Source organism: Methylobacterium marchantiae (genome assembly GCF_042679825.1).
Classification (GTDB): Bacteria; Pseudomonadota; Alphaproteobacteria; order Rhizobiales; family Beijerinckiaceae; genus Methylobacterium; species Methylobacterium marchantiae.
Genome location: NZ_JBHTND010000035.1, coordinates 1 through 25,436 on the forward strand (window position 1 = coordinate 1; position 25,436 = coordinate 25,436).

The 25,436-nt window shown below is 62.8% G+C and carries 18 protein-coding genes and 1 tRNA gene; 5 read left to right on the forward strand and 14 right to left on the reverse strand.

The features are described from left to right. Positions 1 to 173: 173 nt before the first annotated feature. Entirely contained in the window at positions 174 to 494 is a 321-nt protein-coding gene (locus ACFQ4G_RS19030; protein ID WP_238209241.1) for a hypothetical protein, read from the reverse strand. Positions 495 to 717: 223 nt separating this feature from the next. On the opposite strand from ACFQ4G_RS19030, the gene htpG reads away from it, so the two are divergent. From htpG to ACFQ4G_RS19045, 3 genes are all read left to right on the forward strand, one after another. Further along, positions 718 to 2,550: a molecular chaperone HtpG gene (gene htpG, locus ACFQ4G_RS19035; protein WP_238209242.1), complete on the forward strand. Its 1,833-nt coding sequence runs from the start codon at positions 718 to 720 to the stop codon at positions 2,548 to 2,550. Positions 2,551 to 2,686: 136 nt separating this feature from the next. Beyond that, positions 2,687 to 2,776 (forward strand) — tRNA-Ser (locus ACFQ4G_RS19040). A gap of 99 nt (positions 2,777 to 2,875) precedes the next feature. Beyond that, positions 2,876 to 4,588, forward strand: a complete 1,713-nt coding sequence (locus ACFQ4G_RS19045; RefSeq protein ID WP_379040846.1) for a DUF6538 domain-containing protein — start codon at positions 2,876 to 2,878, stop codon at positions 4,586 to 4,588. Positions 4,589 to 4,797: 209 nt separating this feature from the next. Here ACFQ4G_RS19045 and ACFQ4G_RS19050 read toward each other — a convergent pair whose 3' ends face one another. Beyond that, a complete protein-coding gene (locus ACFQ4G_RS19050) occupies positions 4,798 to 5,604 on the reverse strand; it encodes a metallophosphoesterase (protein ID WP_238209244.1) in 807 nt (268 codons plus the stop codon). Further along, positions 5,601 to 6,140, reverse strand: a complete 540-nt coding sequence (locus ACFQ4G_RS19055; protein WP_238209245.1) for a metallophosphoesterase — start codon at positions 6,138 to 6,140, stop codon at positions 5,601 to 5,603. The genes ACFQ4G_RS19050 and ACFQ4G_RS19055 overlap by 4 nt, the downstream gene beginning before the upstream one ends. Positions 6,141 to 7,368: 1,228 nt before the next feature. Between ACFQ4G_RS19055 and ACFQ4G_RS19060 the strand changes: the two genes are divergently transcribed. After that, on the forward strand, positions 7,369 to 8,298 hold the full coding sequence (locus ACFQ4G_RS19060; protein WP_238209246.1) for a phage exclusion protein Lit family protein: 930 nt from the start codon (positions 7,369 to 7,371) through the stop codon (positions 8,296 to 8,298). A gap of 100 nt (positions 8,299 to 8,398) precedes the next feature. Here the strand turns inward: ACFQ4G_RS19060 and ACFQ4G_RS19065 are convergent, their stop codons facing one another. The 5 genes from ACFQ4G_RS19065 to ACFQ4G_RS19085 form a co-directional block, all read right to left on the reverse strand. Further along, positions 8,399 to 9,640: a tyrosine-type recombinase/integrase gene (locus ACFQ4G_RS19065; RefSeq protein ID WP_238209247.1), complete on the reverse strand. Its 1,242-nt coding sequence runs from the start codon at positions 9,638 to 9,640 to the stop codon at positions 8,399 to 8,401. A gap of 145 nt (positions 9,641 to 9,785) precedes the next feature. Beyond that, positions 9,786 to 10,166: a helix-turn-helix domain-containing protein gene (locus ACFQ4G_RS19070; protein WP_238209248.1), complete on the reverse strand. Its 381-nt coding sequence runs from the start codon at positions 10,164 to 10,166 to the stop codon at positions 9,786 to 9,788. Between the two features lie 606 nt (positions 10,167 to 10,772). Further along, positions 10,773 to 10,904, reverse strand: coding sequence for a hypothetical protein (locus ACFQ4G_RS19075; RefSeq protein ID WP_379040850.1), 132 nt, complete (start codon positions 10,902 to 10,904; stop codon positions 10,773 to 10,775). Between the two features lie 16 nt (positions 10,905 to 10,920). Next, a complete protein-coding gene (locus ACFQ4G_RS19080; protein WP_238209249.1) occupies positions 10,921 to 11,310 on the reverse strand; it encodes a hypothetical protein in 390 nt (129 codons plus the stop codon). An 899-nt stretch (positions 11,311 to 12,209) separates the two neighbouring features. After that, positions 12,210 to 14,114, reverse strand: a complete 1,905-nt coding sequence (locus ACFQ4G_RS19085) for an AAA family ATPase (RefSeq protein WP_238209250.1) — start codon at positions 14,112 to 14,114, stop codon at positions 12,210 to 12,212. A gap of 800 nt (positions 14,115 to 14,914) precedes the next feature. Here ACFQ4G_RS19085 and ACFQ4G_RS19090 point away from each other — a divergent pair. Then, positions 14,915 to 15,649: a DNA-binding protein gene (locus ACFQ4G_RS19090; protein ID WP_238209251.1), complete on the forward strand. Its 735-nt coding sequence runs from the start codon at positions 14,915 to 14,917 to the stop codon at positions 15,647 to 15,649. A 157-nt stretch (positions 15,650 to 15,806) separates the two neighbouring features. On the opposite strand, the gene ACFQ4G_RS19095 is transcribed toward ACFQ4G_RS19090, so the two are convergent. The 6 genes from ACFQ4G_RS19095 to ACFQ4G_RS19120 all read right to left on the reverse strand — a co-directional run bounded on the left by ACFQ4G_RS19095 (position 15,807) and on the right by ACFQ4G_RS19120 (position 25,308). After that, positions 15,807 to 17,177: an FAD-binding protein gene (locus ACFQ4G_RS19095; RefSeq protein WP_238209252.1), complete on the reverse strand. Its 1,371-nt coding sequence runs from the start codon at positions 17,175 to 17,177 to the stop codon at positions 15,807 to 15,809. 15 nt (positions 17,178 to 17,192) lie between these two features. Continuing rightward, positions 17,193 to 17,756 (reverse strand): hypothetical protein, encoded by a 564-nt coding sequence (locus ACFQ4G_RS19100; protein WP_238209253.1) that lies wholly within the window; start codon positions 17,754 to 17,756, stop codon positions 17,193 to 17,195. 787 nt (positions 17,757 to 18,543) lie between these two features. Next, positions 18,544 to 20,103: a hypothetical protein gene (locus tag ACFQ4G_RS19105; RefSeq protein WP_238209254.1), complete on the reverse strand. Its 1,560-nt coding sequence runs from the start codon at positions 20,101 to 20,103 to the stop codon at positions 18,544 to 18,546. A 220-nt stretch (positions 20,104 to 20,323) separates the two neighbouring features. Then, positions 20,324 to 22,192 (reverse strand): UvrD-helicase domain-containing protein, encoded by a 1,869-nt coding sequence (locus ACFQ4G_RS19110; protein WP_238209255.1) that lies wholly within the window; start codon positions 22,190 to 22,192, stop codon positions 20,324 to 20,326. Further along, a complete protein-coding gene (locus tag ACFQ4G_RS19115) occupies positions 22,189 to 24,159 on the reverse strand; it encodes an ATP-dependent nuclease (RefSeq protein WP_238209256.1) in 1,971 nt (656 codons plus the stop codon). Before ACFQ4G_RS19115 ends, ACFQ4G_RS19110 begins: the two co-directional genes overlap by 4 nt. A gap of 12 nt (positions 24,160 to 24,171) precedes the next feature. After that, complete coding sequence (locus tag ACFQ4G_RS19120; RefSeq protein ID WP_238209257.1) at positions 24,172 to 25,308, reverse strand: PD-(D/E)XK nuclease domain-containing protein; 1,137 nt, start codon at positions 25,306 to 25,308, stop codon at positions 24,172 to 24,174. Positions 25,309 to 25,436: the final 128 nt, after the last annotated feature.

Below are 25,436 nucleotides of genomic sequence, written 5' to 3' on the forward strand. Positions count from 1 at the left end.
GCCCACTCTGGCAGCCTGATCGTCCCGGCCCAAGCCGGTGATCGTGGTGGTCCTCACCGAGCTACACCACGCCCAGGCACACGACCGACGGAACGCGATTGCCCGGTGCTGGTGAGCTATGTCGATCGCCGGAGTTCGCGGCGCCGGGCCGAGCCCCGGCGCCGCGCCGATACTCAGTCGACGGTCTTCAGGTCCTTCACCGACACGTCGCCCTGCCGGGACGAGAAGGTCGGCGCGGAGCCGTTGCTCTGGGAAACGCCGCTGATCTGGTGGTCGCCCGTATCGTAGGTCGTGCGCTTGCCGTCGGTGTCTATGACGAGGCGGCGCGAATCCGGGAAGAAGGCGTAGCGCATTCCGTTCTGTCCGCCGCTGGTGGAGGGCTGGCCGAGTTCCTGCGGCCACCAGGCCTCGCCGCCGGACATCGGTTTCATGGGTTTCATGGGTTCCATGGGCTTCATTGGCTCCATGGGTTTCATCGGCTTCATCGGTTCCATCGTCACCGTCCCTCAAAATGTTGCGTCTGGCACGGCTACGCCTGAGAGCGGACATGGTTGCATGTCCGCGAAGATGCGCTCCCTCGGCGGCGTGCGGAGATGAGCCCCCGGTCCGTCCAGGTCCGGACCGGCTCTCCGGAAGGCCAGGCAAACGCCCGCGCGCATTGAATTTCCGTGCAGCAGGGGTCATATCGCCCAGCGTTCGATCCCCGGAGGCAACCCCTTGAGCGATACCCTGGAACGGCACGAATTCGGTGCCGAGGTCGGGCGGCTGTTGGACCTCGTCGTCCACGCCCTCTATTCCGACCGCGAAATCTTCCTGCGCGAACTGGTGGCCAATGCCGCCGACGCCATGGACCGGCGCCGCTTCGAGGCGCTGACACAGGCGGTCTCGGCACCGTCGCCCGACGCGACGATCACGATCTCGCCCGACAAGGCCGCGCGCACCCTGACCGTCGCCGATGCGGGCATCGGCATGACCAAGGCCGAGCTGGCGCAGAACCTCGGCACCATCGCGCGTTCGGGTACCCGCGCCTTCAGCCAGTCGCTCGGCGACGGGAAGGCAGAGGACAAACCCAGCCTGATCGGGCAGTTCGGCGTCGGCTTCTACTCCGCCTTCATGGTGGCCGACCGCGTCACCGTCACCTCGCGCCGCGCCGGCGCAGACGAGGCCTGGACCTGGGCCTCCGACGGCCAGGGCAGCTATACCTTGGAGGCGGCGACCCGCGACGAGCCCGGCACCGACATCGTCCTCCACCTCAAGGAAGATGCCGACGAATACCTGGAGAGCTACCGGCTCGACCACGTCGTACGCAAATGGGCCGACCACATCACCGTGCCGGTCGCCATCGTCTCCGAAGGCAAGACCGAGACCGCGAACCAGGGCACGGCCCTGTGGCGCAAGTCGAAATCGGAGGTGACGAAGGAGCAGTACACCGAGTTCTACCGCCATGTCGGCATGAACTTCGACGAGCCCTGGGCGACCCTGCACTGGCGGGCGGAGGGCGCGCTCGAATTCTCGGCGCTGCTGTTCATCCCCGGCATGAAGCCGTTCCAGGCGGTGGAAGGCGAGCGCGCCAGCAAGCTGCGCCTCCACGTCCGTCGCATGTTCATCACCGACGAGGCCGAATTGCTGCCGACCTGGCTGCGCTTCGTCCAGGGTGTGGTTGATACCGAGGACCTGCCCCTCAACGTCTCCCGCGAGATGCTGCAGGCGACGCCGGTGCTGACGAAGATCCGGCGTGCGGTCACCGGCCGCGTCCTCTCCGAACTGACGACCAGGGCCAAGGATGCCGAGGGCTATCAGCCGTTCTGGGAGAATTTCGGCCCCGTCCTCAAGGAGGGCATCTACGAGGATTACGAGCGCCGCGCCGAGATCGCCCCGCTCCTGCGCTTCCGCTCGTCCGCGGTGGACGGCTGGACCTCGCTGCCGGATTACGTCTTGCGCATGAAGGACGGCCAGGAAGCGATCTACTATCTCGTCGCCGACGATGCCGACGCCCTGGCCTCCTCTCCGCAGCTCGAAGGGTTCCGCGCCCGCGGAGTCGAAGTGCTGCTGCTCTCCGACCATGTCGACGCGTTCTGGCCCGAACAGCTCGGCCGCTTCGAGGAGAAGCCCCTCCGGTCCGTGACGCAGGGCGGCCTCGACCTCTCAAAGATCGCTGCCGGTGAGGAGAATGGCGAGGCACCGGCTTCCGTCGATGCCCTGATCGCCGCCTTGAAGACGGCGCTCGCCAAGGACGTCGCCGACGTGCGGACCACCGATCGCCTCGTGGAGAGCGCCGTGGTGCTCTCGGCCTCCGGCGGCGGGCCGGACCTGCAGATGCAGCGTCTCCTGCGCCGGGCCGGGCGCGGCTCGGGCGGGCTGCCGATCCTCGAGATCAACCCGCGCCACCCGCTGATCGTCTCCCTCGGCGCGAAGGCGGCAGCCGGCGAGGACGTTGCCGAGGCCGCCTCCACCCTTGTCGATCTCGCCCGCATCCAAGACGGCGACACCCCGCGCGATCCCGTCGCTTTCGCCCGCAAGGTCGCCGCAGCGCTGGGCGCCCGCGCCTGAACGATGGACCGGAGGCGGCCGCTGGCAGCGGCCGCCTCCGGTAACGGGGCGGATCATCGGTTGGCGGGGCGGTTCTCGTCTTGCGATCTCCGCCGCACTCGTGCTAACGAGCCTCCGTCTCATCGAGGCGCCCCGCGGAGAGGTGGCAGAGCGGTTGATTGTACCGCACTCGAAATGCGGCATGGGTGCAAGCCCATCGGGGGTTCGAATCCCCCCCTCTCCGCCAAGCACTCCCCTAAGTGCCTGATCCGACTCAACCTATTGATTATCTTGGCTTTCTCGTCCGCCTGGTGGTACACACAGGTGGTACACATTGCCCTTGCCAATGGCCCGACCCTGGAAGCATCCGAAGACCGGCGTCTACTACCTCCGAAGGCGCGTGCCTCAGGACCTGATCGAACTCGTCGGCCGTACCCACGAGAAGAAATCGCTCGGGACCAAGGACCCGGCCCAGGCCAGGGCCCTCCAGTATGCGGCCGCCTCTAAGCTGGAGGAACGCTGGGCGAACCTCCGCAACGGTGTCCAACCCCTCACTGCCAAGCAGGTCAGTGCCCTGGCTGGCGACATCTACCGGGCAAAGGTGGCCGAACATTCCGACGAGCCGGGTCCAGCGGAGCACTGGCGCCGGCTGATAGGAGCGGACAGGGTCCTGCAGGAACTGCGTGACCGCTTTCAGCCCGCGCCATCGACACCTCATCCGACGGAAGCGAAAACCGGCCAGCCGGATTTGCGTGGACGCTTTGAGAAAAAGCCATCGGCGCTCAGGCTTGCGGCCGGCTGGACCGAGGCCGATGCAGTGGTCGACATCCGTGTCGGCGCAACCGTGGACGAATTCCTGGCTTCCAAGGGCTTCGTCGTCTCCGAGGAGGACCGTCGCCGCATCGTACTGGCCGCCGGGGAGGCGGCCCGGATGGCGCATGAAACTCTCCTGCGGAACGCCCAGGGCGATTATACCCCGGACGCGAACGCCCTCCGCTTCCCGGCGTCACTGTCGGCTGTCACACCCCTGAAGTTCGAGGAGCTTTGGGCCAAATACGTAAAGGAGACAGAGGCAAGCGCGGCGACCGTTAAGCGGTGGCATCCGGTCCTGAGGAGGTTCATTGCTTTCGTCGGCTTCGACGACCTGCGTAGGGTTACCAAGGAGGACGTGATCCGTTGGCGCGACAAGGTGTCTGGCGAGGGCTCTAAGCTTGCGCCGCTCACAATCCGGGACGTTTACCTGGCAGCACCCAAGGCGCTTTTGGGCTTCGCAGTGGAACAATCCATGCTCGGTTCCAACCCGGCCGCCGACATTACGGTGAGGGTGAAGAAGAAAAAGACCTTCAGGGAGCCTGACTTCAAGGACGAGGAAGCTGAGATGATACTGTCGGCATCGCTGGCGCCACAGAACGATCTTTCCTCGCGCGAACTGAAGGATGCCCGCCGCTGGGTGCCGTGGCTCTGCGCCTACTCGGGAGCCCGCGTCAATGAAATGACACAGCTCCGGCGGCAGGACGTGAAACTAAGGCAGGGTATCTGGGTCGTGGACATAACCCCCGAGGCGGGTACGACAAAGAACGGCAACGCACGTGAGGTCCCGATCCACGAGCACCTTATCGAGCAGGGCTTCCTGGACTTCGTCAAGAAGAAGCCAGCAGGTCCGTTGTTCTACAACCTGGGGCGTAGCCGTAACGGCTCTCCCGCGACCCCCCCCAGCGTCAGGATGGGGCAGAAGATCGCCGAGTGGGTTCGCGTGCTCGGCGTCAATGATCCGAACGTCCAGCCCAACCATGGGTGGCGTCACCGGTTCAAGACGGTGGCCAGGATCTCCGGTGTCGATTCGACAAAGCTCGACTACATCCAGGGGCATGCGCCCAGCACCGAAGGCAAGAAGTACGGGCATTTCCCGCCCCGCTCACTCAAGCCAGAAATCGACAAGATCCCCCGCTATGAGGTGGTGGCAAGCGATACCGTAGACAGGCGAAGGAGCCCGCGCAAACTTGCTGGCAGACGTACGGTACCTCCTACCGCGAAAGTGCCAGGGGACGGCACTTTATAATTCGGTAATGGGACTGTCCGGACAACTTGTTTTCTACATCCGTATCGTCCAACGCCTCGTCGCGAAGTGAATCCCTGCATAAGACGTCGGGCCTAAGCCTACGGCCATACCGGGACAACGGTACGAACCCCAGAGTGGTAACCAACGAGAGCAGGCTAATGTGTTAAGTGGGGCCTGTTCCTCACTTGGTGTTGAGCGCTTTTACCGAACTACGCCCAGCCAATCTGAAGCACCTTGCCAGGCCGGAAACCGGTACGCTCCCCGGTATGCCCCCTCGCATTACAGACCACTCGCGTCTCACCCACCCGGTAATCCGAGGCATGGTGGACGTGGCCGTGTACCCAGACGTCCGGGCCCCGGGCCAGGATAAGATCGGACAGGTCCGAGGCATCGCACCACCGAAGGTCCGCGTCGGCCCTGGGAAGGCTCGCCGGGTGGGGTGCGTGGTGGGTCACCACCACCGTGGGGCAGGGATGATTCACGGCCAGGGTGTCCTCGATGAAGGCACGGGTGATCCGGTGCATCGCGAGCACCTCCTCGGGCTCGATGCGATTGCGCGACCTCGGACCCGTCCGTATCCGGCGGTAATCCACCATCCCGCCACGCCCCTGGGCGGTCCGAAAGCCATGGTTCAGGTCGAATGACCCCAGGCGGAAGTCCGTCCAGAGGGTGCCACCTGCGAACCGAACGCCGTCGATGATGACCGCGTCGTCGATCAGGAGATGGATGCCGAGCGCGTCCGCCCGCTCACGCCCCCGGGTCAGCTGGTCATGGATCGTGTAGCGCTCCTCACCCCGGTCCCACCAGAAATCGTGGTTGCCGGGCACGTAGACCACCGGAACGCCGGGTAAGCGCTCGCCCAGCCACTCCAGCGCCCGGACCAGGGGCATGTGCACGTCACCGGCGACGACCGCCACGTCGAAACCACCCGCCGGCGCATGCGCAGCAGGGTCCCAGGCATTCTCCGGCCAGTCCTGATGCAGGTCGGAGAAAACCCAAAGGCGGGAGGCAGTCATGTCCCCGATCCGTTCGTCGCCAAGCGCGCTAGGATCCGGTCCAACGTCACGGGGGCCCAGTCCCAGCAATCCACGCCGACATCTGCCCGCGTCGCCGTGCCCGGGACCGAGCCATGGGAATGCCCATGCAGGTGAAGCCCGCCCCGGTTCGAGCGTGGATAGCTCACGTGGGGGTAATGGCTCAGCCAGATGGACCGCATCACGCCCTCCGAGTCCGGCAGGGTGATCATCGCCACGTCCCGGACGGGCTCGGCCCAGGGAAGACGCTCACCGATCCTTTCGTGATTGCCCCGGATGAGGAGCTTACGTCCGTTCAGGCGCAAAAATATCGAGAGAGCGTACGCCTCGGTGCACCGGTAGGCGAAGTCGCCCAGGTGCCAGACTGTGTCCTCCGTGCGGACGACGGCGTTCCAGCGTTCGACCAGGGTCTCGTCATGCTCCCGGATCGAAGCGAACGACCGTTGTGTCTGCATCCTCGGACTGAGGAGGGCCTGGTGCCCAACGTGGGAATCCGAGACGAAATGAACTTGGGGCATGGCAGCCTCTCGCAATGGCGGAGGCTGGGCGCGCGGCATCGCTCTCCGGGATCAGGCGGTCGGGGGCGGCACCAAGCGTTTCATCGTTACGGTCCTTTATGAGTCCGCATGATCGCCTGGCCGGACCTTGAACGCAAGGGGTGCTTGCGATCCTGCTGCTAGGGTCGCCCCGGCGATTGACGGGCGAACCATATCAGCCCAGCTGGCAGCCACAATCGGCGAGTGCGTCATGCCCTGGGCCATAAAGACCATGGCATCCCGGCATCGTAGCGGCGCCAACTCCAATCCGCGGACACGTCGTCCTGAAGTTCGCTTGCATCGACCGATAGGTATCCGGATGCAGCCAAGCACTGGTCGAGAAGATCCCGTTCTTAGGGCGTTTATGGTTCGACGTCCGCGTACGGGCATCGGGATCGGAGGAATGCGCGGCTGGGTCGGGTGGAATGTAGAACGGCAGTTTCGGAGGTTCGGCAGGCCTAAGCAGTCATTGCTACGCCATAATCGATAGCGCTCGGGTAGGCGTGCGAAGGCACCTGCTAAGGACATCTTGGGCCGCTTGAGACAATGGGGCGTGCTCCTCGACATGATCGAGGTTCGCCAGGATACGCGCCGCGAGGGTCTTGAGGAGGGGACCTCTCGGATAGCCCAATTCCGAACTCCTCGATCGTATGGCCGCGTAATCGGCAGAGGCTTAACATTCAGGCGTCCGGGGCGAGCACCTAAGACAACTTCGCCTCATCAGCCACCTAAAAACCGGGCGTTTTGAGTTTGGAACGAGTTTGGTGATTTAGGGCCCGAAGTGATGCAATGCCTGCAGATCCATGCATCGCAGATGCCTTGATTGAAATGCCAATCCCATGCTTGCCGCAGGAGGCAAGCGCCAGCAAAATCAGCCACTTATCCATCTCAGGTCGAGCGAGATTAGGGCTTTTTCCGACTTACCCTCTAAACGGAAGCAGGAAGTGTCTCACTTCATTTTGTCGCCAGGCTAAGTCATTGGAACGGCTTAAAGATGCCCCGATCACGCAGGGCGATTTGGAATCAATTTCGGGACTTTGTGTGAACCGGGCGTAGTGATCGCCGCCGAGCAGCATAGACACCACTAAAAGCCCGGCCTCAAAATGGGCCCTGGGCAAGCGGAGGATCCGCTCACCGGCATATGACGCCAGCCTGCTGTTGCTATACCCAGCATCGCTGACCAAAGCCGACGTCGCCTGAGGAGGACGTGATGGACGTTTCAGCAGCTGTGGATACGCTTTTTAGCGGCGCCGTACCTGAACGTGAGGCTGAACTCAAAGCCCAATGGGGGCTAGCGCAGGACAGAGTGCGGCTGCTCGACCGAGACGGTTTTATGCTCGGCTTCGTTCCCGGAACAGAAACGATCCAAGTCAATGAAATCGCACTCCGCCAGATCTGGCTTACCGGCTATGCAGCCTGGCGCGCTACCCAGGCCTACAACTACGCCCTCACGGTCCTTGCGTTCGAAAATCTTGATTTTGATCCCGTTAGCTGGGGCGAGGTGCCAGCGCAGGCCGAGCGGGATGGGGCCTTCGACAGGGTCTACGACAAAGTGCGCGGCCTCTCGGGGATACTTTCGCTTGCAGACTTCGACTGGCCATCGGATGTCCCCTTCCCGGCCGAGGGGATGAAACTGCCAGACCCTGAGGAGAAGGCGACATTCGATCTCGTATGCATGGCCGGAACATATGTGTTTGCTCACGAGATCCGGCATGCCCTCTTTGATGCGGGCGGAGATGCACCGCATGACATCATTGAGGAAGAGCGTGCCTGTGATGCATGGGCACTCAGCCTGATGCTCGACGGAGCCGTCAAATACGAGCAAGAGCATCACCCAAATCGTCCTGGCTGGGTTCGTGCTAAGCGTATCCTGGGTGTCATTATCGCTCAGCTTACCATCCTCGTCGTAACCCCTCGTGATCTTTGGGACGCTTCCGAGGATCATCCGCCGGTCCGCGAACGCCTTCGGGCTGTTTTAGATGCTGCAAAGGATCCCGTACCCGACTGGTTTTGGGTATCCGTGGCATCCATGCTGACGGCATTCGCTAGGCGCCTTAGTACGCTCGGGGAGCCGAGAGACTTCCCGCCGAGCCACCGTGATTTGGCCTATGATCTCTGCGACCGCTTGCGCAGCGTTTGATGGCCTACTGACGCGATTGTTGCGACCGCAGGCTGACACCTGACAAAAAAGCGGGGGCACCCCTTCGAGCGCCTCCGCTTACGTACAAACTGCACCCGGCCTACGCCTCGTTGGCCTCTGATGGGTCAGCCCCGCCCTTCTTTGCGCTCGCCAAAAGCTTAGCGTAGTAGGCGCTTGTCGCCAGCATTCTTTGCTTCACGTCTTGCGAAGTGATGCGAATGTAGTGCTTCCGTGTGAGTGATATGTTCGCGTGGCCCAACAAAGACTGAACCGCGACCAAATCACCTGTCGCTCGATGCATGCGCGCGCCTGCAGTCTTTCGCAGGTCGTGGATGCGGATGTCCTTTAGCCCAGCATTTGCACGCATCCGGGCAAAGTTAGAGCTGAATGAGTTGTAGGTGATTGGATAACGCTCACCTACGCGGAAAGTATCTCCTGTCTTCTTCCTGGTCCAATTTCTGGTCTCCACGTAAGTCCAAACGAACGTCTCGTGATGCCCCTGCTGCGCAAGAAGCATCTTTTCGATTTCGTCCGTGATCAGCACCTCATGATGCTTGTCACCCTTGACTGTGGTGCGTATGACGCGATCTTCCCAGTCGACGCTTTCCCAGATGATAAGAGCGTCGCGCTTCCTTAACCCTGTCACGAGTACGAACTGGCACAAAGCCCAGTAATCTTGACGCTGCCCACTCAAGGTTATTTCCTGGCGAACCTTGAGTTCCTGCACGCGCTCCTTGATTGGCAACCGATGGAGCTTATAATCTGGCTCATCAGGGAGCGGGATCTTCCAGCTCTTCCGTGCCCGGGTCAACACGACCCGGATAATATCTAGAACGTGCTGATTTACAGTGTTTGTCGAAACACGCCCCCACTTTGGCTTGTCGTAGCGGTACATCTGGCGCCGCTCCGCCATCAGACGAGCCACCATCTCGTCGTCGATACGAGAGATCATGGTCTTCTCACCAATGCGATCGGTGAGCCAATCGAGCGCCATCTCGATCTTGTAGCTGTTAGTCGCGAACTGCCCACGCTCGCTGAAGTAGCGGTCAGCTGCGGCGAGGAAAGTGATGTCGCGTCCCCGCGCGGCTCCAAGCTTTTGCTGAAGCGCGATGACCTTGTCTCGCTCAGCCTTAGCAAAGACAGTTGCGGCACGCTTATCACTTAACTCTGTCGAGCCTGTGACCCTCTGCTTCTTCACGCGAAAGTCCATGTGGTAAAACGGACTATTCTCCGGCTTCCAGACTAGTGCAGGAGACTTGCCCTTCTTACTGGCAGCCTTGCACTTCTTGGTGGCAATCGCCTGGATGGCGGTGATCGTGCTGGTGTCGGTCGTTGTGCTCATCGTCCGGTCCTACCTTTTTTGGACATGCGGCTCCTGTCTCCACGGGCGGTGCCGATGGAGTGGTTCAGGGCCATTTCGGTTGAGGGGTGGTTGGGACCGCCGACGGATTGAGTTCCGTCGGCGGTCTGGCGCAGACCGTTGGGTATCAGCGCCGAGCGGCTAGTCGTGCCTCCCTGCGGGCGGCGTAGCCCTTCGGCGCTGACGGCAATGGCGGAGGGGTAATCGGATCCCTAGCGGCGCGCAGCGTCGGAACGGCACCGGTCTTTCGACGGCGCACGAAGCCTTCCAAATCCTCATCGAGGATCCGCAGGTCTCTACGTTCCTTGCCGCGCCCAACATCGACGGCGATGAGGTTGCCGTCGTCGATGTGAGCCTTCACTTGTCGAACGCAAAGGCCAAGCTTTTCCGACACCTCGGCGATGGTGAACACGCGCTCGAAATGGAGGTCGACTTCACCGCCGTCGCCGCAAGGCAAGCCTTCCACTTCGCCGCCTTCATCGGCAGCGTACCTAAACGCTCCCCTCATCGTACTGACTCCCGGTTGCCCATCACGAGGGCGGGGACTTGGGAGGCGGTCCGCAGGCGGGCCGCCGGTTCGGTCAGTCGGATTCCGACACGCTGCTCAGGAGCCTGCTTTGCGGAAGTCGGACTGACCGGAGCCGGCCGGGTTCATGAGACTGCTGAGTTGAGCCGTCTGGTCTTCAGTGTTCTTGCGACCCAGTGTGGGCGTTTCAGAGAAGAACGCGTCGGACGCGTAGCTTCTTAACGGCTTCGAGGGTGTCATCGAGGCATCCTCCGGTTGAGTGACCCGTCGCGTAAGAGCGCGCGGAGCGATGAAGGGATACAGGTGGGTGGGCGGCAGAACTGTCTTTCGACACGACCGCGGGCATGGCTGTTCACTTCCAGGCAAGGGTGATGAGACGGACCCAAGGCCTCGACTTGTTGTGAGGCAGGGATCTGCCGGCGCGCAAATGCACTAACCGGCGTCAATTGCCGTGCAAGACGTGGGGGTTTTACATTAAGGTACATGATAGCCTCCCGGTCCGGCATTGCGCCGGTGCGTGGCCGCTGGGCGGCCGTCCCTCGGGGGCTTAGGTCGGCCGGTGCTCCCGGCCGAAGGTCCGCAACGACCTCAGGCTTTGGAGCCGGACTGACGGTAGGCCCACGCGAAGGCGGCCATGTGTTGCGTTGCGTTCGTCATGGTTTCCTTATGCCAGAAATGGCGTTCGGCGCCCAGGACGAAACGATCGGTTTCAAGAACCATCGACTCCTTCCTTGGGTCATGCTTGACTATTCCTTTCCGGGCGTAGACCGGGGAACCGGACCACGTTCGGGCCGGTGGGTCGGGTGTGAAATTCCTCCAGCGACCGCTCCTCCGCCACGTCCAGCCCAATCTGGATCTCGGCGAGGACCGATCCCAGGAGGTTGTCGAAGGTCAGCGGGTCAAGGGCGCGCCGGACACGGATCAGGCCGACGATGACCTGGGCCACCTGATCGTCCACGTGAGCGTCACTCAGGGTGACGCCCCGATCACGGTGCACGCGCTTCATCAGGCTGGCGCCTCGAACCGGATCGCTGACCGTACCGACCTGAGGGCCCGTCTTGCGAGGGGCGAGCTTCCGGTCCGGGGTCATTCCAGCGAAGTCGACGCCGATGAGATCGGGCTGCACGCGAACGGCTGCGCCCATGTCTCCCTTTGGCAACGACGCGCCTGTCCCCCTTTGGGATCGAGGAAATCCGCGATGTGGCCGGGGATGTTTTCGCCGGAGGCCATTGCGGCGAGGATGCGTTCAAGTCCTGACATGGCGAACTCCTGGGGATCGGGCAAGACACCGCACGCCTTCGGGCGTGCCTTCGGAAGGGTGCGAAGGTTAGGGCACCGCTGAGGTGCCAAGTCAGCTCCGGCGGGGAAGCACCAGCATGGAAGCAGCGCCGGACGGAGGGTATGAGTTCGGGGATGATATGGGCGAGAAGGGCGCCGGTACTCAGCGAAGGGGCGAGGCTATCGGGAATATCGGCGGCATCGCGTGATGATGGGGGCCTTCGGTCGATGTCGAAGGTGTGGGCGCCCAAGAGGGCGCCGGGTCATTTCCAACCGGGAAGGCGTGCAGCGTTCATAACGCCACCGAGCCGGAGAGCGATGCTGGTCATGCAGATCATGTTTGCCTCCTCCGGTCTGGGCCAGGTCATGGCCGGGTTCGCGTCTGTTGGTCGGGAGTTTTATACTGCCAGAGTTCCCCTGCCATCAGGTTAACAAAACCCTGGGCGATTGATCAAAGCCCAGGGAATGATGGAACGGTCGAGCGTTTTTCGAGAGTGCGATCCAATTCGTGACGTCATGGCCGGTTAGTTTCAGGCATGACCAGGATTGCCCGGGAATGCGATGACAACCCCCGGGGCGTGGCCATGGGTAACCATTGAGCGTCGTCCCCGGATGGCCCTCCGCTCCGCCTCAACGAGCACTTCGTGGGCAACGGCGACCCTGGCCCGCTCGATTGCCGCCTCGTAGACACCCTCGCCGAGCTCGGATCGCACTTCGACCAAGGTGCCTAAGAACGCGAGAAGCTGCTCATCCATGGCGGGGTCCCCCATTCCGGGTGGCGGGACCCTGAACGAGCTTGCGTTCATAGCCATCAATGAGTTCACGGAAGGCAACGCCGTCGATCTGGCGGTCCTTGACTAGGCGATTGGCCAAGACCTCGACGAGGTCGCGGTAGCGGGTGATGATCTCCACCGCCTGGGCGCTGAAGGCCTTAAGCGACATCTCGATGAGGCGTCTAAAATTCGCATCCTCGTCGAGCAGTGAGGCAGCGCGATCCATTAGCCGCCGCTGCACCAGACCTTCGCCCATGCCGAAGCTTGCATGGATGGAGGCCGCGAGGTTCGTGGCGGTCGTTAGGTCGCTATACGACCCGGTAGAGGCCTCCATGCCGAAGACGATCTCGCCGGCACGTCCGGCCAGGGCGGTGACGATCATGTTCTCGATGTCGGCACGGGTACGCGTGACCTCTCCGTCGGGGTAGGCCCCGATCATGCGACCGCCCTGGGTGGGGTTTGCGAGGATCGAGATCGTCTGGACAACGCATGAACCGGTCATGTGCGCCGCGAGGGCGTGTGAAACCTCATGGACGGCACATCGCCATATCGCCCCCGGTGACCGGTTATCCGGGGCAAGGATCTCGGCCATGAGGTCGCCGATCTCCATCGGGCGCCGTGCCACGCGAGCCCGTCGCCTTGCCCCCTTCGCCCACCCCGCGATAACCGCCCCCGTGGCACCGACGGCGACACCTCCGATGTGGCCAAGGTCGACGCCTTCGAGATCCTTGCCCAGGTGCTGGCGCAAGATACCGGGAATGGCCTCCTCATCGGGCGGCAGGATCTTGATGACCCTCGACAGCCTGCCCGGGCGTACCAAGGCCGGATCGAGGGCATCACCGAAATTCGTCGCACCGATGATGACGAGGTTAAACGACGATGGCGCGCTGGAGGATATGCCGTCGAGGAACTGCAGGATGTACCCAACGATAGGTGCCCAGTAATCCGCATTCCGCGAACTGGTGGTCGCCCGATTGGGAATGGCGTCGATCTCGTCCAGGAACAGGATCGCCGGGGCAGCATCCGCAGCCTTCGAAAAGGTGGCCTCGGCCTGCTTCAGCACACTGTCGAGGTAGCCGGTCCCGTCGATGAACCACTTGGCAACGCTGGTCGTGATCAGAGGCAAACCGGATGACTTGGCAATGCTTGCGACAAGCGTAGTCTTTCCTGTGCCTGGCGGACCAGCGAAGACGATTTGCCGGTCGATGGTCGAGAAATCTGGGATCTCGCCTCGGCGCCATGCATTCACGTCGTCGACCAGCCTCTTCGCCCATTGGCCCGCCTCGCCGTAACCGCACAAGTCCTCCAGCGGTGGGACATGCGCCTGGAACTGGGTCACCACCGTCATGCCGGCGGTCGCCCTCGCCAGACGATCCAGGCATGACCGGGCATCGCTGCCGACCCTGATGGCGCTCACGAGGTCGAAGAAATCGAGCCTAGCCCCAAGCTTGTCGGAGCCAGGCCTGGGCCATGTTCCGGTAGCGTCACGGATGGCCTTGCGGATCACCGCCGCCGTCGGGTGGCCGGTCCGGATCCTCATATCCGCGGCAGCCACCACGGAAGGCGGCAAGAGGCGTTCAGGAGCGTGGCTCACGGCCACCAGGCGATGCCCTGCTCCCAGAACGCGGGCGAGCTCGTTCTCGCCCTCGGTGGGCTTCCGGGCGTGCCTGGCGGTCCCGTCCCTGGCCTCGATATGCTGCCAGTTTGCCATTCCCGCCGCCGCAGAGCGCAGGGGGGCGACCCAGGCCGGGGTCGGAGCCTCGATCAGGACAGAAAGGCCGGGCGAGTACCGAAACCGCCGCAGTTGCGCCGGGGTCATCGCCGCTTCCAGCAAATGACCCCCGAGGCTCAGATGCGGGGCAACCAAGCCCGACGTCACGGTGGTAGGTTCGTCGGTCCCGTCGTCATCGGGCTCGGGATAGGCGAGGAATTCCTCGGTCGAAGTATTGCGTGTCATGGCTGCCTCCCCACACGAGGCAGCCGGGCACGCTCTTCGGCGCCGGGTCAGCCCTCGCGGGTGTCGGGGTCGGGACGGCGCTTGGCGCGCCAGTGACGGGTTGCAGGCGAGGCAATGCTCGCCGCGATGCCGGCAGCGGGTTTTCGAAAGGGGGAATGGGATCGTGTCATCGGGAGTGGTCCGTCAAATGGGTCTCCCGGGGCATCGCGTTTGGACGCGAGGCTATCCGCAGGAGGAGGAATCAGTGCGCGCCGGTCCGGGATGCCCCGTCCCGTTCGCCGAGAATTTCATCATCGAGGTCATGCCCCCCGAGATGCAGCTGATCCCATACGATTTCAAGTCATAATCTAGCGGGAGCTATGGAATTTTGTGTTTGCACTAGATGTCAGCAAGGTCGCGATGAGCAGGGCTGATTGTATAGCGATCATGAAAATGATTCATTCTCAGTAAGGTAGCGGGCTTGGCAGGCCTATCGGACAGGAAATGGGGCGCCCAGGGTCCCGTGCAATTTTTACCTCCCGATTGGTGGCGTGGCCCGATGAGGGGCGGTCGATCACCCACAGAAAGGGTTCGTCCAGGCGTTCCGGGCGACCAGGCGCAGCTAGTAAGTGCGACTCGTATGGAAGCGGGACGCGGGATGCGCATCCCGCAGCCTGCTTCCCAAACGGCAGGAAGAATTAACCCTGTGCGGGATAAGATCCGTTGTTTGACAGGGGGTTGAGATGCCGGACGAGACGCAGGTATGGCGGGCTGCGGACGAGGTCCGTCGTTCGGGTAAGCGTGTCAGCCAGCGGAATGTGATCGAGGTTTTGCAACAACACGGGCGGGGTGGGACGTCCCGAGAGGTCGGTCCGCACCTGCTGAGTTGGAAGGTTGCGCGGAACTACGACGCCCGTCTTGAGGTGAACGACATCCCCGATCGCATGAAGGGCGACCTCGTGAGCTTCGTTAGGGGCCTATGGGGTGCTGCGATGATCGAGGCGAACCATCGACTGGAAGCCGAGCTCGGGCGATTGCATGCGGAGCAGCAGGCGGCACGTGAGTTGATGGACGAGGCCTATGTCGAGGCTGAAGTGGCGACACGAGAGAACGTGCTGCTGCGGGCTCGGTTGGCGGAGATGGAGGGCGAGGTGGTGCCCCTCCGCGCGCGTCGCGTGGACTTGGAGGCCGACGTGGCGGCGTTGCGGAAGCGGGTTTCGGACCTGAAGGCGGCTGAGTTCTGGGATAGGGTGATGCGTGCGATTGCGGATGTTCTTCCGCAAGATGTGTGGGTGCCGGACCGGGATATCCTCAGGCTCCTCCCGGCATCATTGGCCGGCGAAGCCAACGCCCTTGGCGAGCCGCTGACCCGGGGCATGCTCAACAAGAAAATGGGCGTCCGTATAACGCATTGGAAATACTTTGACCTCGACGAGGATGAAGATGGCGCCAAGCGATACCGTCGTACGGCGACGTAATCCCCCGCCAATGAGGTGACGACGAATGCTTAAGGATCCGGCGGGACTGTACGACGCGGTCTAATCCTCACCACGAGCGGGCTGCCGGTTTCAGACGTCGGACTTTTTCGTCCTCCGGCGCACCGTAACGGGAATGAAGTTTTAATCCTTGAATGGCTTATTGCTGGACGCAATACGGCAGGATTTGCCTGACCCTTACGGCCTTACCTGGAAGGAAGCGCTTCGGGCCCACGAGGCCATGCCTCAGGATGACGACATCGTACGTCGTGGTGGTGATGGCACCGGCAGCATCCCTGATGCTCACGTCGTGGGCCTTGCCGTGGCAAGTCCTTGGTTTCCCCTCGCAGATGTGACCTTTGCCCACGACGCGGACGACCCGGGTGTTCGGTTTTCTGATCTCCCCGGCGGCAACGGCGATGAGTAGCAAGCCAATGAACCGGTTCAATGGGTAGCACTGAGCGAAGTACGGCTTGGAGTGCACCAAGTGGATAAGGGGCATCGAAGGGATCAGCATCGCCTTGATGGCACGGTCGACCGACGGCCAGGCAGCCGATCCCTGGAGGTGCGCGATGGCCCTGATATGTGCGGCTTCAAGGCGCTTGAATGCCATGGCGTCATGCTTCTCGTGCAAGTTCCAGGACAAGGCACGCCGGGCGATGTCCTCCGCCTCGCGGATCTCTTCCGTCATGGCCGCGAGCACGCCGGCATGGCCTCGCAGGGCGTCCAGGATGAGCGCGAAGGCCTGCGCCGCGCTTTTGCGCGTCAAGATCCGGATAAGGTCCTGGAGAGCACCGTCGCCGCCTCCCGAGATCAGGATGTTCGGCTGCGACGACAATCCGCAATTCAGGCCCTGGAACTGGTCCGTATCCCAGAAATCGAAGCCGCGATAACTCTGGGCATGAGGCGTCGAGATGGCCTCGCAACTTTCACTGCCCCACCCGATGCAACTGACGACCGCCCCAAACCGCTCCGTTGCGTATGTTACCGTTGGGGAGTTGAACGTCGCCTCAACGTCATCCCGCATGCTTCCGGAAGGGGAGAAGGCGAGCTTGACCGTTGTCGAATACCGGATGTCGAGCAACGAACCGAGCTTGCTCCGCCAGGCTCTGAGTTGATTGCTCCAATCGATGGCAATCCGGCTGGCGACCATGGCCTCCCAGGTCAGTGGCATGGTTTCACCGGCCCATGGGAAGCGCGCCTCCGGCCAGTGCGAAGCCGGCCAATCGTAGAGCGTCGGCTCGACGTCTCTTGATAGGCAGCGTCTCAATCGAAAGCCGGGCTTGTCCTTGCTCACAACGACGGTCCTGACGCCCAAGCTTGCTGCGCGGATCGCCGCCGTCAGGCCCGTGGATCCTGCCCCGATCACGAGAAGGCTAAGGCTTTCGTTGTCGAGGAGGCCGTTTTCGATCAGGCGATCGACGACCAAGCGCGCCCTGACCATCTGGTCACGGATGCTCGCAGGCGCGAACTCACCACTGATCTCGAAGCAGTTGTCGCCAGCGGCATGCGCCACCAGCACCGGGTCCATGTGCATGCGGTCGACTTATGCGACCCGCTGAGCTTCATCCAGCCTACGAAGCCATTCCTTGACGTCCTCCGCGTCAAGGCCTGAATTCCTGGCGGAATACGCACCGACAACCCTCTCGGACAGCTTCATGTCGCTGGCCGTGATGTCAGGGAGCAAGTGCTCGATACCCTTAGGCTCAGGAACCAAGCCTCGGCAAACCTCGATCCGGCCCGTGGCATCAAGCGCCCAGAACGTTTCCGGCACCTCGACGAGGTAGGCGCCCGTCTCGCAAATCGCGTCGGTTTCCTCGGAAGGCAGCTTCGGTATGGCCACCACCAACGTGGAGTCCTCGCCACCTCTCTCAGAGAGAAGCTCGCTCAGCCTAGCGGCTTTCTGCGGTGCCCCATCGATCCCACTCAGCGAGCCAACATAGGTCGGGCTCGTGTACTCGATGACCGCAATCCCATCCCATACCGGAAGGAACCCAATGTCCCGCCCAAGGGCTGCCCAAGCAGTGTCAACGCCCGGTGGGACCGCATGAGGTACCGAAGCAGCTTCGCTTTCCCGGCGAGATACATCTTCGTTTTTGAGGGCTTCCAATCCCTCCAGGAGGGTTGGTCCTGTTGCGCCTACACGCGCGATCCTCTTTTTGAGCCTGCGCAGAGCTGCTCTCTCGATATTTGAGCTTCCATCGACCCGGGGGCGATCTCCTGCGGCCAACGCACTCCCACTTGCCTGAGGCTTCCGCGGCTGCCTGGTCGAGCGGCTTAAGTCGTCGAGAGAGGGGCCAGGCGCAAGCGTCGCGGGACGGGAGGATCCCGCAGCCGCGATGAATTCGGAAATCTGCCGGAAATCACTCATTCGACTGACTCGACGCAGGGTCCTCCCCACGTCCCTTCCTGATGGAAGCAGATGATAAGGCTTGCAGACGCCAAGCGGAAGTCCCCCATCCTCAGGTGTCAACGGAAGGTTCAAGGAAACCGGTTTCTCGACACGAGTGCGGTCCCGGATCGCTGAATGGGCGGACCTCATCCGTAGCCCACCAGAGCGGCCTTTCGTTCGGAAGCGCAATGCTTCGTAGACGAAGGGATCAGCGAACCGCGACAGTGGGACTGTGTCCTTATCGTTCGCCGCACGGCCTTCCACTTCCTAGGCTGAGAGAGAGGGAACGTTGGAGCTCCTCCCCAATGGCCCCGATAGGCGGTAGGCGCCGTGCTACCTGGGCGAAGAAGGCAGGGCCCTATGGACTGGATGTCACCACGAGGCTTGGCACCGGTAGCTCGGGATGGAAAAGTCGGCCTTGCCGAGCCCACCGCAGACTTCTCCGTTGCCGGAGCGTGAAAGTCCCTTCAGGCCTAACTCTCAGTGTCGGACGCGTTTCGCTGCCCTAATCGGGCCCGCAAGTCTGGTTCCTGAAGGCCTTGCCCTGACGCAACAGCCATCCAAGTGCTTCGGGCGTTGCATCCGGTGCCACCCCGGACGCGTGTGCGAAGCTCGTCAATGCCGCTCGCAGCTCATCCTTCGCTGCCAACCCGTAGCGGAGTCGAAGCGCCCAGAGGTCGCCGGAGATGTCCCTGTGAACCGTGAACTCCCAATCCGCCCGCTGTAGGTCGAAGTTGCCTTCGGCCCTCTCCGCTGCCCGGTCGAGGTCAATGTGGGTCTTCTCATTGTCGCGGATATCGCCGAGGCAATCGCGAACGTCCTGCAGTGTCAGCATGGGCGTTCCTAAATCCGGTCGGGCCCTCCGAAGTTCGGAGCTCACGTCGCCGCAATCCGAGCAGACGAACCTCTGACGCCTATCCGATACGACGGGGGCGTCGAGATGCTCGGGGTAGAGCTCACGTCGGTAAGCTAGGTTCTCCGCGTTGCCCTCCAACCGCACGCCTTCGTGGATCCGGATTTCGCCGAACCACTGCCCGGAGCCCCCCAGCCTTAGGATCGCGCGCTTGCCCCTCCCGCAGCCCGGGCAGGACCAATCCGAAGAGGTTCTCTCCCAGGCCCGCTTCGGCTTTTCCTCGAAGGTGGCATACTCCACGTCCGTAGGTGTTCTCGCGCGGGATAAGCGCTGCGGTCGCCTCGACCTTCCGATGCCATCGCGGCTCAAGGAGCGCACGCTCAAGTCAGACCAGAGACGGCCGCGCCACGAACAAAGTTCCCGAACCGAACTCTGTTTCAGGAACTGGCGGCCAAGGAAGTCGTCCAGGGCCGAAGGCTGCACCAATGGCCGGGAGTTGGCGTTGCGCTCTACCGCGAAAGACCCGGTGGCGAGACGCTCCACCAAGACCTCGACGAACGCGAGCCTATCTTCGAACCCTGCTCTAAGATCGAGCCAGATGGCTCGCGCCGTCTCGATGTCGACCTCGTGTAGGGCGTTCGCCCGCGGGCGAACGAAACGCGAGATCTCCGAGGGCGTGAACGAGAAATGTCGATGGACGTCGCGCCCAAGCGCCTTCTTCGCCTCGCCCTCGGCAGCGTTGCATCCGTCGCAGACCATCGTGTCGAGAAAGCGCAGCACGAGGGCTCGCATGTGGTCGCTGGCATTGCGTGCCGCCGTGGGTACGTTCTTGGCCCAGGGGATTCCAAACCGCTCGTTTAAACGTCCTCCCAGGTGCTCGCGCAGATGGTCGTGGTGAACGTGCAGGTGCGCCAACAGGGTGCCGCCCTCGATAAGACGCACGATCTCGGGTTTGCGGCGTCCGCAACAAGTGCACTGCCAGTCGGTGGCGGTCTCGAACCAGTTCCAGTTTAGGTCGAGGCCCGACGCGGTGAACCGCTGGACCAGCGCCTTGGTCTGGTCGGTCCATCGCCCATCGAGATGGGGGAACCAGCGTGCCAGCCCTGCCTCGTCAAGGCCCCATACATCAGGGAGCGTCAGATCGACCCTGGTCTCGCCCGCGGGAGTGCCGGCCTCCGGGAACGGGCCGCAACCGTCTTGATCAAGCGCCATGACGGATTGCCCAACTCCTTCTCCTAGGCAGGAATTCATGTCTCGTTTTTAGGGTCAATAGCGCGGCGGTCATAGACGAATGTCCGGCACGGTCTGGGTTCCTATGGTTCATATCCGGGGCATTGCGATCCGGGACACGAACGCCAGTCAATCCACGACGGCGTGCCGCGCCGGCACCAAGGGGACGGGCGTCATGCGATTGATTGCCAACATGCCCGGATTAGGCACCGTCTCGCGGGATAGTGTCGACGGGCCCGCCAATGACGCGGGGAACGGCATCCCCAAGCAGTTCCTCCACCCAGCCGATCGGTCGACCTCGCTCGGCGCAACAGGTGAAGAATGCCCGCTGCTCGGCCCTGGTCAACGCGACGAAGAAGGAGTTCATTTCCTCGGTGTTCATGGGCTTCAGGCTCCACCAACTCTGACCGTCGAGCCCAAAGAACACGACGGTATGGAACTCCATCCCCTTGCTCTTATGGATGGTCATTAAGGGGACTTGTCCCTTGCCCTCGAAGCGATCCAGCACCTCCTGCCAGTCACGGGACGCGGACATGCACTCGCCCAGCAGGCTGACGAACCCGTCGCGTATGCGCCCATAATCGGCCCCGCGCTGATAGGCAGACGTGGATTGCCGGATCAGGTCCTCGCCGATGCCTTCGACAAGAAGCGACACCAGGGACTCCGCGAGCGCCTCCTTCGGCGAGGTTTCCGCCATGAACCGGCGGACTGAGATCGTGAGGGTTTCCACATCACGCATCACGCGGCGCGGCACGTCATCGTCGTGAACGAACCGAAGCGCCGTCATCCGTTCCACCGCCGTGGACCAAGCCTCCGGCGCCCGCGTACTCGCGCTGGCTCGTAGGAGAGGCAGGAGGAGCGTCGTCAGCTCCTCCGTCAAAAGATCTTGGAGCGTCACTTCGCCGACGCTGCGCGCGAGGTTTCGGAGGACGATGCCCTCCGCCTCGAAGGCGGGTTGTAGCTCCGCCTCAACCCTGTCGGCGTGGAGTCTCACAAGCAGGACGATGTCATGTGCCTCGACGCGACCCGAACGGATCTCCGTCGCAAGCCAGGATGCCAACCTGTCGACCTCGGCTTGCCTGTTCCTGAAGACCCAGATCGCAGATACTTGACCGTCGACTGACCGAGTTCTCTTCGCCTCCGCCCGCTCCACCCCGGGGTCGATATGGGCAGCCACCAAGTGTTGGATCGCGACAAGGTCCGCGTGCGACCGCCAGTTGGCCAGCAGGCTGACGCGTCGGGCGTGGAACGCCTCGCTGAATGTCTGGAAACCGTTCGGCATCGCCCCGGCCCAGCCCATGATGCGCTGCTTGTCGTCGCCCACCGTCGTGATGTGCGTCGTGGAGGGACAGAAGGCCGTTCCGACGAGCTCGAACTGCGCGGAGGTCGTGTCCTGGAACTCGTCGAGGAACACGAAAGGGTAGGTTGCTCGCAGCGCCGCCCGTATCCCGGCATGTTGGCGCAACATGCATTCCGCAAGCCGGTTTATCATCGTGAATGTCAGGAGTGTCGTCTCACGACCTTCGTACTGGTCCTGCCAGTAAGCTTCGAGGAGCGCCCTCGACCCCCGGGGCAAGTCCTGTCCCTCAAGGGGAAGTTTCGTGGCGGCGACCAGATCTTCAAGCTGTTTCGCAGTGAGGCTCGATCCAATCCTCGCGAGTTGTGCATTGGCGATGTCGCGAGTTGGAAAGCTGATGTCATAGTCTGCGTCCGGGGCGTAAGGCGATGGGAGCGCACGCCGAAACTGGTCCAAAAGTCCTTTGGTCCAGGCATCGAAGGTCATCGATACGAAACGGTAGGAATGAGCCCTGGGGAGTCTCAACCGGACCCGGGCACTCAACGCGGCGGCGGCATCCCTCTTGAAGCTAATGGCCAGCACCTTTTTCGGCGCAGGGCAGATTCCGGTCTGTAGGAGATAGGTCGCCTTTTGAGCCAACAGTTCGGTCTTGCCGGAACCGGCGCCGGCCGTGACGCAGACGCACTGGTCGGTCTCGCGCAATGCCTCCCATGCCCGGTCCTCAAGACTGGCGATGCCCTGCGGTCGCCAATCCTGCGGGCGCACGAGCGTCATGCTGGCAGTCCCGCCCTGATGGCTTCCACGAGCGAGACAAGTACCTCTGGCGCCCCGGTCCTGAGCGTTTCCTCATCCATCAACCCTAAAGCCGCCAAATGCGCCCCGGGCTTGCTGGCGCCTAGGAATAGATAGGGGTACCAGACGAACGCGTTGTCGTAGGTTTCATCCTCATCGTACAACGCAACGTCGCCATTCGTCTTGAGGGTGGTAGCCTTTTTCTCGGTAAGTGCCCCCGGACCGTTCCTCGGACCTCGCTTGCCCTCCGGCGTGCGCATGTAAACATCGGGAAACGCCTGTATCATCGCGAAATCGATGTCGATGGGGAAAGAGAAGTAGACGTCTTTCTCCCTGAGGGCCGTCAACCAATCGTTGTCATCACCGTCGTCCAAAAGCCTCGCATCATCGATCTCGTCGATCCTGTCGAGGTCGATGTCGCCTATGACCACCTCCCAGGTTCCTTCGAGAGAGCGGCCAACCGCCCCCAACTCCTGGACGATCTTTTCGATAGCCTTGCCCCCGCCGTGCTGGCGCCCGAGATCCAGGTCCAGAAGTGTGGCGTATGGGATCTGAAGGCTTTCGAGTAGCCTCCAGAAGTGGGTGACGAAGCGGCCGCCCAAAGGCACGACCGGCACAAATGACTTATCCAACGGAACACCCATGGCCTCCGCCAGACGTGGAAGGATAATGGCCTCGGATTCACCCTCCGCAAGGACGACATAGCGGGCGAAATACAGCTCCGGGTAGGCCTTCACTGCGAGCCGGACGAACTTGCTGGCCTCGCTTTGCTGGTCAGGAAGATTCAACTCCCGGATATGCGAGATGCCGGTTCGTGGATTGAGCCTGGCGTAGCGCACCTCCTCCGGCTCGACACGCGCAAGGATGCTCGGGCTATGGCTGGAGACGACGACCTGCGCCCCGTCCATGGCCCCGATCTCTCGCGCCTGCGTCATGATGCGGGAGAGGAAGAACGGGGAAAGGCTGTTCTCTGGTTCCTCGATAACCAGCAATGTCAGGTAGGTCCTACGTAGACGTTCCTGGTCGAAGGCTCCTTCCGTAGGCTCCCCCACGAAGGCGTCGCGTTCCATCTCCAATGTGGCTGCGGTCAGCGCGATGTGAAACAGCGACCGCTGGCCGTCGCTCAGGTCGTGCAGGTGGCGAGCCTGTCCTGATGCGTCCGGAAGGAACACGAACTCCGCTTGGCGCACCAGATCCTCAAGCCGGTTCTCGACGAGCCGTAGCACGGGTCTGGCAGCGGAATCCCCGCGATGGACCTGGTTCCATCGCCTCTCCAACCGTTCGATGATGAAACGGGAGGGAGCTTCCGCGTCGAAGCGCGCCTGCAGTTCACCAGCGGTTGCCGAAGCCGCCTCGGACATGCCGCCCGACCACCGCGCAGCCCGCCAGAGTCTGCCCTTCAGAAGGCTTGTGACTTGATCGAACGCGTTGCGGTTCGCCGGCACATAGACCAATTGAATGAGGCTGCGCTCCAGCGCCGCTACCCTTCGGCATCTTGCCCAATCATATTCGTTGTCGAACGAGGATATCCAACGGATGTCCTCCTCGACGACACCCCCAGGAGTGGTGTCGTCGGTCCAGGTCGCTTCCAACCTGATCCTCACTCTCAGGGGCTCGCCGGGCCCCGACACCCCCATGTGACTGAACACCTCCGGGACCGCAGCGTCGTCCTCACCTTCGCCGAGATGAGGAAAGCCAAGCACGCAGTCGATGACCAGTTTCGCCCCGGAGGCGACCTCGTCCAGATCCGGCGGGGCATGGAAGTCCGATCTCACGACGCTCCTTTGCGCCGTCGAGACGCCGAAGAGCCTGCCGAGCGCGGCGAATATCGCCGTCTTGCCCGAACCGTTGTTGCCGACGAAGGCCGTGACGCCCTCGTGGAACTTGATGAGGGATGGCTCGGGACCGAAGCAACGAAAGTTCTGAATTGTCAGTCGTTCAAGCTTCATCGAATTCGCCTGTCATCCCGGTTCATGGTCGCACGACCCCGACCGTGCCGAACCGGCCGGCATCGTGTCCGGTCCCCTACGCCCGGCCCTCCGGGCAACGGGGCCATTGATGACCGGAGGAACCATACGTTCCATCTTGCCCGGCCGCTGCACGACCACCGCATCGTGGACCATCTCCAGCTTGCGCAGTCCCTCGACCAGGGTGGCGTGCTCCTCGGAGCGGCGGGAGTCGTCCCATATGAACGGGATTAACACCTCCCACTTAGGGTCGGCCCCGTAGAGGGACGCGTCAGCCGCGACCTCCTCAATGATGTCCGCGAAACGTGCCCCGGGCCGCACGAACTTGACTTCCACGACCAGCCGGAGGCTGGGCACCGTCAGATCCATCCGCGGGTTCTTCTGGCCTACCGGAGGCGTGTACTCCTCCGCGTTCAGATCCGGGAACAGGGGCGCCATGACTGACCAGAGGAGGTTCTGGACATGGTACTCATGCTCGATGTCCCAGCGCACCGTTGGCGAGGTCCTGGTCCGCGGCCTGTCCTCCCAGGTCCAGTGTCGGAACGACCGCACGACACCCTGCAGGACGCGAACCACGTCATCGGCCTCAAGCCGCCCGAGCCGCGCGGGCATGTTGCGTTCGCACAGGGCATTGAAGGCACGCAGGGTCAGGACCGTCTGTGCGACCCCGCCTTCTACGGCGACATGAAGCATGGCGTTGCGCCAGGCATCGCGGTGGGTGCCGGCATCACCCGGTACGATACCAAGTTCAGCGAGAGCGACGCGAACCTCCGGCAGCATCGTCGAGAGATCCGGCCGCCCCGGCGCCTTGAGGAGGTGGGCCGCGGCCGCCATTAGTGAACGGTTAAAGGCCGATAGGCCCGAAGACGCGCAACTTGCGACCGCGAGCGCCCCGAGGCCGCCCACCTCGGTCGAGGCTCCGATGCTGTTCGCACCCAGGGCCACGCCAAGCATCGACACGCCGTCGACCTCCAGCGTCGGCGGCCGGAACGGGCGGTTCCAAGGGCGGGCGGCGAGCCAGACAAGTCCCTCCCGAAGGACCGGCAGCAGGGTGGGGTCCAGATGCTCGGACCCGGCAGCGTAGCCAAGCACGGCGACGTGTCGGGCGGAGCGCTCGGCAGGGGATGCCATCCCTTGCGCGGCCATTTCCGATAAGCCGGCGAGAGCCGCACCATCTCCGAGCGTCCAGGCTCGATGGGCCAGCAGGTGAGGCGAGGCGTCGGCTTCGAGGATAGAGCCGGCTGTGAGCCCGGCTAGTA

What these genes read in the sequence shown, in the direction of transcription:
- ACFQ4G_RS19030 (WP_238209241.1), bottom strand. Translation starts at nt 494, where the DNA reads ATGGAACCGATGAAGCCGATGAAACCCATGGAGCCAATGAAGCCCATG.
- ACFQ4G_RS19045 (WP_379040846.1), top strand. Translation starts at nt 2,876, where the DNA reads ATGGCCCGACCCTGGAAGCATCCGAAGACCGGCGTCTACTACCTCCGA.
- ACFQ4G_RS19050 (WP_238209244.1), bottom strand. Translation starts at nt 5,604, where the DNA reads ATGACTGCCTCCCGCCTTTGGGTTTTCTCCGACCTGCATCAGGACTGG.
- ACFQ4G_RS19055 (WP_238209245.1), bottom strand. Translation starts at nt 6,140, where the DNA reads ATGCCCCAAGTTCATTTCGTCTCGGATTCCCACGTTGGGCACCAGGCC.
- ACFQ4G_RS19060 (WP_238209246.1), top strand. Translation starts at nt 7,369, where the DNA reads ATGGACGTTTCAGCAGCTGTGGATACGCTTTTTAGCGGCGCCGTACCT.
- ACFQ4G_RS19065 (WP_238209247.1), bottom strand. Translation starts at nt 9,640, where the DNA reads ATGAGCACAACGACCGACACCAGCACGATCACCGCCATCCAGGCGATT.
- ACFQ4G_RS19070 (WP_238209248.1), bottom strand. Translation starts at nt 10,166, where the DNA reads ATGAGGGGAGCGTTTAGGTACGCTGCCGATGAAGGCGGCGAAGTGGAA.
- ACFQ4G_RS19075 (WP_379040850.1), bottom strand. Translation starts at nt 10,904, where the DNA reads ATGGTTCTTGAAACCGATCGTTTCGTCCTGGGCGCCGAACGCCATTTC.
- ACFQ4G_RS19090 (WP_238209251.1), top strand. Translation starts at nt 14,915, where the DNA reads ATGCCGGACGAGACGCAGGTATGGCGGGCTGCGGACGAGGTCCGTCGT.
- ACFQ4G_RS19095 (WP_238209252.1), bottom strand. Translation starts at nt 17,177, where the DNA reads ATGGACCCGGTGCTGGTGGCGCATGCCGCTGGCGACAACTGCTTCGAG.
- ACFQ4G_RS19105 (WP_238209254.1), bottom strand. Translation starts at nt 20,103, where the DNA reads ATGGCGCTTGATCAAGACGGTTGCGGCCCGTTCCCGGAGGCCGGCACT.
- ACFQ4G_RS19110 (WP_238209255.1), bottom strand. Translation starts at nt 22,192, where the DNA reads ATGACGCTCGTGCGCCCGCAGGATTGGCGACCGCAGGGCATCGCCAGT.
- ACFQ4G_RS19115 (WP_238209256.1), bottom strand. Translation starts at nt 24,159, where the DNA reads ATGAAGCTTGAACGACTGACAATTCAGAACTTTCGTTGCTTCGGTCCC.
- ACFQ4G_RS19120 (WP_238209257.1), bottom strand. Translation starts at nt 25,308, where the DNA reads ATGGCATCCCCTGCCGAGCGCTCCGCCCGACACGTCGCCGTGCTTGGC.